The 11,635-nt window shown below is 66.5% G+C and carries 9 protein-coding genes; 4 read left to right on the plus strand and 5 right to left on the minus strand.

The window, feature by feature from the left end:
• Positions 1–10 precede the first annotated feature (10 nt).
• Both ACTRWG_RS17920 and ACTRWG_RS17925 read left to right on the plus strand, forming a co-directional pair.
• Positions 11–916: a LysR substrate-binding domain-containing protein gene (locus ACTRWG_RS17920; protein WP_027233820.1), complete on the plus strand. Its 906-nt coding sequence runs from the start codon at positions 11–13 to the stop codon at positions 914–916.
• A gap of 1 nt (position 917) precedes the next feature.
• Positions 918–1,805: a LysR substrate-binding domain-containing protein gene (locus ACTRWG_RS17925; RefSeq protein ID WP_036796778.1), complete on the plus strand. Its 888-nt coding sequence runs from the start codon at positions 918–920 to the stop codon at positions 1,803–1,805.
• A gap of 30 nt (positions 1,806–1,835) precedes the next feature.
• On the opposite strand, the gene ACTRWG_RS17930 is transcribed toward ACTRWG_RS17925, so the two are convergent.
• Positions 1,836–4,376: an AMP-binding protein gene (locus ACTRWG_RS17930; RefSeq protein WP_462829728.1), complete on the minus strand. Its 2,541-nt coding sequence runs from the start codon at positions 4,374–4,376 to the stop codon at positions 1,836–1,838.
• A gap of 244 nt (positions 4,377–4,620) precedes the next feature.
• Positions 4,621–5,736: a Do family serine endopeptidase gene (locus ACTRWG_RS17935; RefSeq protein ID WP_462829729.1), complete on the minus strand. Its 1,116-nt coding sequence runs from the start codon at positions 5,734–5,736 to the stop codon at positions 4,621–4,623.
• A gap of 144 nt (positions 5,737–5,880) precedes the next feature.
• Here ACTRWG_RS17935 and ACTRWG_RS17940 point away from each other — a divergent pair, with 144 nt between their 5' ends.
• Together ACTRWG_RS17940 and ACTRWG_RS17945 are read left to right on the plus strand one after the other, a co-directional pair.
• On the plus strand, positions 5,881–6,552 hold the full coding sequence (locus ACTRWG_RS17940; RefSeq protein WP_462829730.1) for a winged helix-turn-helix domain-containing protein: 672 nt from the start codon (positions 5,881–5,883) through the stop codon (positions 6,550–6,552).
• A complete protein-coding gene (locus ACTRWG_RS17945; protein WP_462829731.1) occupies positions 6,542–7,906 on the plus strand; it encodes a sensor histidine kinase in 1,365 nt (454 codons plus the stop codon). Before ACTRWG_RS17940 ends, ACTRWG_RS17945 begins: the two co-directional genes overlap by 11 nt.
• A 31-nt stretch (positions 7,907–7,937) precedes the next feature.
• Here the strand turns inward: ACTRWG_RS17945 and guaD are convergent, their stop codons facing one another.
• From guaD to xdhC, 3 genes are all read right to left on the minus strand, one after another.
• On the minus strand, positions 7,938–9,242 hold the full coding sequence (gene guaD, locus ACTRWG_RS17950) for a guanine deaminase (RefSeq protein ID WP_462829732.1): 1,305 nt from the start codon (positions 9,240–9,242) through the stop codon (positions 7,938–7,940).
• Between the two features lie 74 nt (positions 9,243–9,316).
• The gene (locus ACTRWG_RS17955; protein ID WP_462829733.1) at positions 9,317–10,912 is read right to left on the minus strand and encodes a xanthine/uracil/vitamin C permease; all 1,596 of its coding nucleotides are present in this window, start codon (positions 10,910–10,912) and stop codon (positions 9,317–9,319) included.
• A 31-nt stretch (positions 10,913–10,943) separates the two neighbouring features.
• Positions 10,944–11,635, minus strand: a 692-nt coding sequence (gene xdhC, locus ACTRWG_RS17960) for a xanthine dehydrogenase accessory protein XdhC (protein ID WP_462829734.1), incomplete at its 5' end; no start/stop codon positions are given.

Here is an 11,635-nt window from a genome sequence, read left to right on the forward strand (position 1 = left end):
TCCTGCAGCCATGAGTTATGATCATATGATTGCGCCGCGCCGTTTCCTGCCCTCGATCCCCTCGCTGCTGGCCTTGGAGGCGGTGGACCGGCTTGGCAGTGCCTCGGCCGCGGCTGCGGATCTGTCGCTGACGCAAAGCGCCATCAGCCGCCAGCTGAAACAGCTGGAGGAGCAGATGGGGGTGGACCTTATTGCCCGCGACCAGATGCGGATGCAGCTGACCCCGGCGGGGACGGGTTTCGCCAAGGAGGCACGTGCGATCCTGACCCGGCTGGCGCAGGCCTCGGTCAAGCTGCGGGCCAATCCGGACGGCGGCAGTTTCACCTTGTCGATCCTGCCGTCCTTTGGCCTCCATTGGCTGGCGCCGCGGCTGAGGGAGTTTGCCGCGGCGCATCCCGGCATCACGGTGAACCTGCACACCCACAATCTGCCGTTCAGCTTTGACGCGGGCACCGCGCAGGCGGCGATCCACTACGGCATCCGGGACTGGCCGGGGGTGGAGTATCTGCCCCTGATGCCAAAACATGTGCTGCCGGTCTGCGCGCCGGGGCTGATGGATGGGCCGGTTTCCAGCCCGGCGGAGCTGCTGGACTATCCGCTGCTGCATCTGGAGACGCACCCGGACTGCTGGGAGCAGTGGTTTCATCTCCACGATGTGCCTGCGGCGAAGCTCAGGGGGATGCTGTTTGACCAATCGTCCGCCATGACGCAGGGCGCGGTGCATGGGCTGGGGGTGGCGCTGCTGCCGGATTTCCTGGCAGAGAACGAGATTGCGCAGGGCCGGCTGGCACTGGCGATGGAGGGGGCTGCGGTGAGCCTGGGCGAGTATTTCCTGGTGTGGCCTGCGGACCATGCGGAGGAGTATCCGCTGATCAAGTTCCGCGAATGGCTGCTGATGCAGCTGGAGGAGGATTGAGATGCGCCTGCCAAGCCTGACCCATCTGCGGTGTTTCGAAAGCGCCGCGCGGCACCAGAGCTTTACCGCTGCGGGGGAGGAGCTGGGCCTCACGCAAAGCGCGGTCAGCAAGAAGGTGAAGGAGCTGGAGGCGGACCTGGGGTTCGACCTGTTCCAGCGGGCCGGGCGCGGCGTGGTGCTGACCCCTGCGGGGAAGGGGCTGGCGGCCGATCTGGAGCTGGATCTAGCGGGGCTGCGCGCGACCATGCAAAAGGCGGCGGCCGCCGGCGCAGGGCGCTCGGCCTTGCGGATTGCGGTGCTGCCGGCCTTTGCCAACCTGTGGCTGATCCCGCGGCTGCCGGATTTCTTTGAGCGTCATACAGACGTGGAGCTGAGCTTCTCCACCCGGCTGGAGCCTTTTGATTTTGCCCGCGAGACCTTTGATCTGGCGGTGCATTACGGGCTGGATAATTGGCCCGGCACCCATATGGCGCCCTTGTTCGGCGAGGAAATGGTGCCGGTCTGCGCGCCGGGGTTCTATGGCGGGCATAAGCTGGAACAACCGGTCAATCTGGCGCAAGCGCCGCTGCTGCATCTGGAGAGCCGCGCAGGGGCCTGGGCTGAGTGGTTTGAGCGCGCAGGCCTTGCGGGGGCGCCGCGGCAGGACGGGCGGTATTTCGACCAGCACTCGATGGTGATTGCAGCCGCCGCGGCGGGGCTGGGGGCGGCCATTGTGCCCTATGACATGGTGGCGCGGGAGATTGCGGCTGGGGATCTGGTGCGGATTCCGGGGCCCGCGCTGGAGTCGCGCAAGCGCTACTACCTGGTGCGCCCGCACGGGCCGGTGCCGGAGGCAGTGCAGAAGCTGGAGGGGTGGATGCGCAAGCAGCTGCGGACCAGGCCGGATTGAGGCGGCCCGGCCCGCGCTGGACTTGGGGGATTATGCCTGCGCCATGGACGGCTGGCGCCGGCTCCTGGCAGTTGTCCAGGCTTGCACCAGCTGGCGCTGAAGCGCAGCGGCGGCGAGGCCCAGGGCGATGCCGCCGAAGATCGCCAGCGCATCGTTCAGCGGGCTGCGGCCCTCCAGTCCGATCATCGGCATCAGCAATTCCGGCACGAAGCGGTGCAGCAGGTAGATCGGGAAGGCTGCCTGCGCCAGGCGCATCAGCGGACGGGCGGCAAACCGCGGCACCGGCAGGCGGGTGATGAACAGCAGCCCGGCGATCAGTGCCAGCAGCCACATGTATTTGATCCAGCCGCCGTACCAGTTGCCGCCCAGATAGGCGGCGGCGGGCATGATCACGCAGGCCGCAGCCAGCACCAGCAGCCGCTGTCCCAGTGAATTGGCCGCGGTGATGCACCAGCCCAGGGCAAACAGATAGAACACCCACGGCACGGTGAACTGCGCGCGCCCGCCGATCTGCCAGACCTCCGGCGCGATCAGGCGGATGGCAACGGCAAACGCCAGAAAACAGAGGCCTGCGCGAAAGGCGCCCTGGCGCACCAGCCAGCGCCGCACCGGCGGCAGGGCAAAGGGCAGCGCCACCAGCAGGGTCATCTGCAGATAGGCCTCGATGAACCAATAGAGATACGGCAGCATCAGATGGGTTTCGGGCGTGGTCAAAGCAAAGTTTCCGGCCAGGAGGACAGACACCCAGGGCACCTGTTCCCAGGCCACGGCATAACCGGCGAGGATCAGGTAATAGGGGATCAGAACCGCCGCCACGGGCTTGAAGAAACTGCGCATGTCGCCGGACTTCAAGGCCTCCCAACGGAAGCCTGCAACGCTCATCCCCATCAGGATCACCATCGCGGCAGCTCCGCCGAAGACCGGCCAGAAGGTCTGATGCGCCACAACCACGGCGAGGATCGCAACCACCCGGGCGGTCAGATCGAAGGGCAGGCTGGCGGCGGGTGCCGGGGCGGCCTGCTCCAGATCCTTGACCGGCATCTCTTCCCAGCCGGCGGGGGCACCGCCCAAAGCCTCGTCCAACGCCAGCGACAGCTCCACATGACGCAGGGAGTCGCCGCCCAGCGAGGCGAAACTGTCGTTGCGGCCCACGGTCTGCGGCGCAAAGGCGGCCTGATAGGCGGCGAGCACACCCTTGGCCGCTTCCGGCCTGGCGGATTGCGCCTTCAGCGCCGGGTAGTCGATCTTGCCGTTGGCGCGGCGCGGCAGGGAGGTGCGCGGGATCACGGTGAAATGCTGCTGGCCGACGCCGGTCAGCTTGGCGGCCAGCGCGGCGATGCCGTCCTCCGGTCCGCAGATGGCGATGGCGATGCGGGTGTCGTCGCCCCAGACCGCAGCCTCGTGCCCTTGGGCGGCCAGGGCGCGCTCGATGGCGTCGTGGCCGATGCGCAGCCCGGCGATCTTGGACATCCGCGACAGCCGCCCGGTGATGTGATAGAGCCCGTTTGCATCGCGCCGGGCCAGGTCGCCGGTGGCCAGTTCGCTGAGGTCCGCACCCTTGGCCAGATCAGCGTGGTTTTCGGCATAGCCCATCATCACGTTCGGGCCCTGGTAGATCAGCTCGCCTTCACCCTCGGGCGCGGTGATTTCCGTGCCGCCGGCATCGCGCAGCAGCAGGCGGCCGCCGGGGATGGCCCGGCCTGCGGCGCCGGGATTTGCCAAAGCCTCTTCCGGTGGCAGGTAGCTGATCCGGGCGGTGGCTTCGGTCTGGCCGTACATGACAAAGAACCGCCCGGCGCGGGCCTGCATCCGGCTGGCCCAGGCGCTGACTTGATCCGGCTCCATGGCACCGCCTGCCACGGTCAGGGTCTTGATGCTTTCCGGCAGGGCGTGGGATAGGCCTGCGCTCTCCAGCAGGCGGAAGTGATGCGGCACGCCCGCCAGGCTGGTGGCGCCGGAGGCCTCCAAAGCCGCGGCGAAACCGGCCTCCAGCACCGAGCCGGGTGCGAGCCAGAGGCAGGCGCCGGCCGCCAGATGCGAGTGCAGCACCGACAGGCCATAGGAGTAATGCAGCGGCAGGATCAGCGCGGCGCGGTCCTCGGGCCGGATTTCCAGATAGTCTGCTATGGCACGGGCGTTCGCGTCCACGGCGGTGCCGGACAGACGCACGCCGCGGCCATGGCCGGTGCTGCCGGAGGTTTGCAGCAGCAGCGCAAGCTCCGGATGGATGGCGGCGGGCTCATGCGCATGGGCCAGCAGCTGCCAGGCGCCGCTAAGGCGGCGGTAGCTGGCGGCGGGCCGGAAGCGTTCCTCCAGCCGGGTGGCGGTTGCGTCATCCCCGGCGGGCAGCGGCATCACGGCGTGGCCCGCGGCCAAGGCGCCAAGATAGGCAGTGATGGCCTCGGGATCGGCGGCGGCCTCGACCGCGATCAGCTGACGGTCCTGCGGCAGCAGGGCGGCAAACTGCGCTGCGGCATCGGCCAGCCCGGCGTAGGACAGCCTGGTTCCGTCCGCCGTCTTCAGACAGGGCCGGGGGCCGAAAGCGCGCAAATTCTCAAGGTCAAAAAACATCCGCAACTCCTTCGAGCGCGGCGGGTAAGATAATTTACTAATTTTGTCAATTATTGATGCGGGCTGGCTGGGCCGTGCATTCGCGCGTTTCCGCGCAAACTGAGATACAGTGTGTAATCAACATTATGGTAAACACCGGTTCGTGCCGGGACAGCAGTGCAAGACAGCCTCAAAGGGATCAAATGCAGTCACCCCCGCCGGCTGTCCGGCGGAGGTGCAAAGGCTGCGCTGATTGCGGCAGCGGTCAGGCTTCCTGGCCGGAGCGGTCGCCCAGGGTCACGTCCAGCGTGAGCTCCTTGCCCTGGCGCAGCACCTCGATCTGTGCCGCCTCGCCCGGGGCATTCATCGCCACTGCCGCGGTCAGGTCGCGCAGCTCGTCAATTTCAGCACCGCCAAAGCGCAGCACCACATCGCCGGGTTTGAGGCCCGCCTTGGCTGCGGGGCTGTCCGCCTCCACGGCTTCGATCACAACGCCCTTGCCGGCCTCGCGGCCCAGCACGTTGGCGGCGTCCTCCGACAGCGGCTTGATCTGCACGCCCAGCCAGCCGCGGGTGATCTCCCCGTCATCCTCCAGATCGGCGACGATCTTCTGCACCATGTCCGAGGGCACCGCAAAGCCGATCCCGACGGAGCCGCCGCCCGGCGAATAGATCGCGGTGTTGACCCCCACGACCTCGCCTTCGGCATTGAACAACGGCCCGCCGGAGTTGCCCCGGTTGATCGCGGCGTCGGTCTGGATGAAGTCGTCGAACGGGCCGGAGTTGATGTTGCGCGAGGTGGCCGAGACGATCCCTGAGGTCACCGTGCCTGACAGGCCGAACGGGCTGCCCATGGCGATGACCTCATCGCCCACCCGCAGCTCCTCGGAGGAGCCGAATTCGACCACCGGCAGCGGCGTGTCCGCGTCCACCTTGAGCAGCGCGATATCGGTCAGCGGGTCGGTGCCGACAACGGTGGCGTCATGCTTGCTGCCGTTGGCCAGGGTCACGGTTACCGTCTGGGCGTTGTCGATCACGTGGTTGTTGGTGACGATCAGGCCCTCTTCGGCGATGACAAAACCGGAGCCTGCGCCCTTCATCGGGCGGCTTTCCGGCTGCTGCGGCAGACGGCCGCCGAAGCGGCGCATGAAGTCCTCCATGAACTGGTCATTTGGCATCGCTTGCCGGTCCGACACGGGCTGCGCCTTGCCGGTCACCTCGACATAGACAACGGCGGGCGCGACGGTTTCGACCAGGTCGGCATAGCCGCCGGCAGGCACCGCCAGCGCAGGCACCGGGGCCAGCGCCAGCATCGCGGCGGCAGAGGCGGCGGCGGTCAGGCCAAAGGCAAATCTCTTGGGGGCGGTGGCAGGATTGGACATCTTCGTCTCCTTGCGTTGAAGTGATGCAAGCCAGATGGAGGGCTTGGATTTCAACCGCCTGACGCGTTCTATACAGATCTGTAATGTGCGCTTAGCCGCGTTCGGGTGTATCACCGGGCCGGTTGAAACACGGGGGGATACGCCTTGAAAATCCTGGTGATCGAAGATGACGCCACCACGGGTCCTTATGTTCAGGCGGGCCTGCGCGAGGAAGGGCATTCCGCCGATCTCGTCACCGACGGGCGCGAGGGGCTGCTGCAGGCCACGGCGGCAGACTATGACGTGCTGATCATCGACCGGATGCTGCCAAGCCTCGACGGGCTGAGCCTGATCAAGACCTTGCGCGGCGCCGGGGTGCGCACGCCCGCCATCATGCTGACGGCGCTGAGCGGCGTGAACGACCGGATCGACGGGCTGGAGGCCGGGGCGGATGACTATCTGGTGAAACCCTTCGCCTTTGGCGAGCTGGCCGCCCGCGTTGCCGCGCTGGCGCGCCGCCCGGGCCTGCAGGAGCAGGAGACGGTGCTGCGGGCGGGGGATCTGGAGATGGATCTGGTGCGCCGCAAGGTGACCCGCGCGGGCCAGGAGATCGACCTTTTGCCCCGCGAGTTCCGCCTGCTGGAGCACCTGCTGCGCCGCAAGGGCCGGGTGCAGACCCGCACCATGCTGCTGGAGGCGGTCTGGGACATCAGCTTTGACCCGCAGACCAATGTGGTGGAGACGCATATCTCGCGCCTGCGGGCCAAGGTCGACAAGCCCTTTGACAGCGAGCTCATCGAAACCGTGCGCGGCGCGGGGTACCGGATTGCCGGCTGACCTCCTTGACCGGGCGCGGGCGCTGCTGCGCTCCTCGCCGATGCGGCAGTCGCTGTGGCTGTCGCTGCTGTTCGTTGCGGCCAGCTCGATCAGCCTTGGCATCACTTATTACGTGGCCCACGGCGCCCAGCGGCAGGCGATCGAGGAAAGTCTCACACAGGATATGGCGGGTTACCGCGCCACGCCCTCTGCCGCGGCGCTGGCGGCGCTGGTCAATGCCGAAACGCGTGAGACCGACCCGCAGCGGCGCCTGCTCAGCTACCGCCTCCCCGGCGGGCGGGTGGTGGCCGGCAATGCGGCGATCATGCAGCAGCAGGCGGGGTTCCGGGTGGTGGCGCTGGGGCGGGAGCCAGTGAAGATCTCCGGCCGCTTCATCTCGCTCAGCGAACACATCCACGGCGGGCTGCTGACCGTGGCGCAAAGTGCCAAGCCGCTGGATGACCTGCGCCAGACGTTTCTCTGGGTATTCCTTTTCAGCTTGCTGCCGGCCACTGCCCTGGCGGTTCTGGGCGGCGTGCTGCTGGCGCGCCGGTCAGCCCGCTCCCTGCGCGGGATCGAGAGCACACTGTCGGCGCTGACTTCCGGAGAGCTTGGCGCGCGGGTGCCGGAGAGCGGGCAGACGCATGGCGATCTGACCCGCATCGGCCACAGTGTGAACCGCATGGCACAGGCGCAGCAGCAGGCGACGGAGGCGCTGCGGCAGGTCTCGGCAGACATCGCGCACGATCTGAAAACCCCGATCCAGCGGGTGGCGGTGCAGCTCGCCCGGCTGCAGGACGTGCCGGACCTGCCGGAAGAGGCGCAGGCGCTTGCGGACAAGGCGCTGGAGGAGACCCGCGGTATCACCAGCACCTTCCAGGCGCTGCTGCAAATCGCTCAGCTGGAGGACGGCGCGCCCCGGTCGCGGTTCGAGCCGGTGGATCTGTGCGAAGTGGCCGCCACCTTTGCCGAGATCTATGAGCCCGCGGCAGAGGAGCAGAACCGTACTCTCAGCCTCGGCCTGCCGGATGCGCCTGTCACGGTGACAGGCGACCGCGCCCTGCTGGGGCAGCTGCTGGCCAACCTCATTGAAAACGCGCTGCGCCACACCCCTGAAGGCACCGGTATCAGCCTGTCACTGCGCCGCGACGGGGCGGCGGCGGTCCTGTCGGTGCGCGACCGCGGCCCCGGCATACCAGAGGCGGAACACCAAAAGGTGCTGCGCCGCCTCTACCGGCTGGAGCGGAGCCGGACCACGCCAGGCAGCGGTTTGGGGCTGAGCCTGGTTGCGGCGATTGCCAGTCTGCACGGGGCCGAGCTGCGCCTGTTGGACGCAGAACCAGGCCTGCGGGCCGAGGTGTTATTCGCCCCCTGACCCGCCACGGCGGTTCTTGACCGTTCCGGCTCTATGCCGCCGGTTTCATCGGCTGGCCGGCCACATAGGTCTGCGCGATGGAGCGGTCGTCGCCCAGGGTCTGCAGGATGAACAGCTCTTCGGACAGTGTTCCGGCGCGTTGCATCCGCAGCTCCATTGCGTGGGTGGCGCGGGAATCCAGCACCACGATATCAGCCTCGGTTCCGGCCTCCAGCGTGCCCACCTTATCCTCCAGCCCCAGCGCCACGGCGTTGCCGCGGGTGATCCAGTGGAAGGCGCGCAGCGGGTGCAGCTTCTGGTTCTGCAGCTGCAGGACCTTGTAGCCCTCATTCAGGGTCTGCAGCATCGAATAGCTGGTGCCCGCGCCGATGTCGGTGGCAATCGCATTGGTGATGCCGCGGCTGCGCAGGCCCGCATCGTCGAACAATCCGCTGCCCAGGAACAGGTTGGAGGTGGGGCAGAACACCGGCTTGGCCTTGGTCTCCGCCAGCGCGTCGATCTCACGCGGCTGCAGATGGATCGAGTGGCCCAGCAGCATTTTCGGCGTCAGCAGACCGTAGGACTGGTAGACGTCCAGATAGTCGCGCGCCTGCGGATAGAGCTCGGCGGTAAAGGCGATCTCGTCGTGGTTCTCCGACAGGTGGGTCTGCACGTAGCAATCCGGATGCTCCTTCACCAGCGCGCCCGCCATTTCCATCTGATCCGGGGTGGAGGTGATGGCAAACCGCGGGGTGATCGCATAAAGCCCGCGGCCTTTGCCGTGGTATTTCGCAATCAGCTCCTTGGTGTCGTCATAGCCGCTTACGGGCGTGTCCAGCAGGCCCTCGGGTGCGTTGCGGTCCATCAGGACCTTGCCGCCGATCATCCGCATGTTGCGGCGCGCGGCCTCATCGAAATAAGCCTCGGCCGAGGTCTTGTGGACCGAGCAGTAGGCCACCGCAGTGGTGGTGCCATGCGCGGTCAGCAGGTCAAAGAAATGCCCCGCCATCTCAGCACTGTGGCCTGCGTCGGCAAAACGGGTTTCCTCGGGGAAGGTATAGTTGTTCAGCCACTCCAGCAGCTGCGAGCCCCAGGAAGCGATCACCTGCACCTGCGGGAAATGCAGGTGGGTGTCGATGAAGCCGGCCATCAGGATGCTCGGGCGGTGGTCGATCACCTCAGCCTCCGCGGCCTGCGGGGCGAGCGCATCATAGCTGCCCTTGGCCAGGATCATGCCGTCTGCGACCAGCAGCGCGCCGTCCTCGATGAACTCATAGGCGCTGGTGTCGTCAGCGCCTTGCGGCTCGGCGGTGAAGGAAAGCACCCGCCCGCGCAGCAGCGTCTGTTTCGATGTCATGTCTTTGATATCCTTGGTTCGCAGGCAGGGGGCACGCGGCCCCCTGCCCATTGTTATTTGGGTGTCGTTTGGGATTATTCGCCGGCCGGCAGGTGCGGCACGTGGGGTTTCACACCGTCTTCCTCGGTTTCCTCATGCTCACCCGCCTTGTGGAAGATCGGGTAGATGAACAGGAAGGCCGCAGCGATCAGGTAGCCCATCGCAACACCGCTGAACTCCGGCCAATGCAGGCTGGCTGAGTGGATGATGCCGACCAGCGACATCACCGCCGCCGCCAGGGCAAAGCCACCCGCGTTGCGGAAATCGCCGTCGATCACGCTGGCCACGATAGCGCCCCAGATCAGGCCGGTCAGGATCGCACCCTGGCTCAGCGCCAGATGGCCTTCGTAATGTGCGCCCTGCTGCAGCAGCGCTGCGGTCAGCTCCGGATCGCCCAGCTGCGCCATGCCAGTGGCGCCCAATGCGCCCAGGGCCCCGGCCAGCGCGCCCCATTTGATCACCAGGAAGGCCGAGACATGCGGCATCATCGCGATGGTCACCGCGGCGATGTGGTCGGTCTTCACCGAATGCGCGGTATTGGTCACCAGGCTGAGGGCCACGAACACCAGAACCGGCGCGGCAGCGGCCACGGGGATCAGGTTGTTGAGGAACGCCAGGAGGCCAAAGAAGGCGGCAAAGGGGATCACCAGGCCAACGCCGATGATATAGCCGGAGCGCGCGCCCATCCGCTTATACGCCGGGTGGCCGATGTAGGCGGTGGTCGGGAACGGCGAGCCGAAGACCGCGCCGATCATGGTGCCAACGCCATCGGTCACCTGGCACACGCCAACCGGATAGTGGTCGCCCGCGGCCTCGGCGCTTTCGACATTGTTCATGGTTTCGATGAAGTTGTAGATCTGCACCGGCACCAGAACCAGGAACAGCTCCGGGTTGGCAAACAGATGCTGGATACCGGCGATGAGGTCACCGAAATACGGGATCGGCAGGTAGACGCCCACGCCCTCGAAGGAGACCGAGGCCTCGCCCATGCCAAGCGCCACAACGGTGCCGACGATCAGCGCCAGCAGACCGGCGGGAATGTTGAACGGCAGCCGGTGACGGCCGACCAGGCCCCACAGGATGATGATCATCGAAGCAAAGCCGATAAAGGGGTTTTCAAAGATCGTCGCCAGCGGCACGGTGCCGATGAACACCAGCGCGATACCGCAAAGCGTGCCCAGCATACCGGCGCGCGGGGTCACCCGCTTGAGCCAGGGGCCGACGATCGCGCCCATCGCGGCCACGATGCCGCCCATAAAGCCCGCGCCGATACCCACCTGCCAGGCCAGCATGGCATCATTGGTGGACCAGTAGATCGGTCCGATCACCCCGAACAGATAGACGAACATCACCGGGGTCGAGATGCCATAAGGCAGCGCGGTCACGTCGCGGCCCTCTTTCTCGGCGGTGTGCTTGGCCAGCCAGGTGTAGACCGCGATACCGGCCAGGATCGCCACGGCGGCGCCGGGCACGATGCGGCCGAACACGATATCGGCAGGCATGTTGAAGACAAACTGACAGATGCCCGAAAGCACGATCAGGTTGATCAGGTTGTCGGTGAACAGCGCCCAGAATGCACTGAAGTCATTCCGCGCGAACAGTTTGTACGTATAGCTCCGCCCTGTGGTCATGGCGGCCTCCTCCTATCAGAGGACGCAGTCCTTAACGGCTGGTCACTCCAGCCGTGTCTCCCTCTGCGTCCGGTTGCTTGCCCGTTTGGGGCAATTCCATGCTCCGTGCTGGAGCGGACGCGGCAGTTTCAGAGGTCAAATCAGCGATCACTTCCGCCGCCACGAAGGCCGCGATGACGCTGGGCCGCTTGTCGCGGCTGCCGCCTGCCCCGATGGGGCAGATGAGACGGTCGGTTCCCAGACCGTCGCAATGGTCCCGGCACCAGCGGCGGAATTTCTCCCGCTTGGTGGCCGATCCGATCAGGCCGACATAGCCCGCATCGCCGCGCTGCAAAGCAGCGGAGGCAAGAAGGAAGTCGAGCGCGTGATCATGGGTGAGAACGATAAAGGCGCTGCCCGCAGGGGCGGCGGCAATGTCGATCTCGGGAATGGCGCTTTGGCGGATCTCCACATCCGCTTGGGCTAAGGCCAGTTCTTCGGCGCGCTGGTCAATCAGAATGCAGCGCACCGGCATATGCTGGAACAGATCCGCCAGCGCCCGGCCCACGTGGCCTGCGCCCATGACATAGACATGCGGCAGCGCCTGGTCTTCGGCCTGCTGCCGGGCAATGGCATCGTCACGATCCGCCTGGCACATCCACTTCAGCGTCATTTCGACCCGTCCACCGCAACACTGACCGATCTCCGGGCCCAAAGGCACGTCGAGCGTTTCACACAGTGCTG

It is taken from the genome of Leisingera sp. G5_S3_59_S7 (assembly GCF_054968485.1).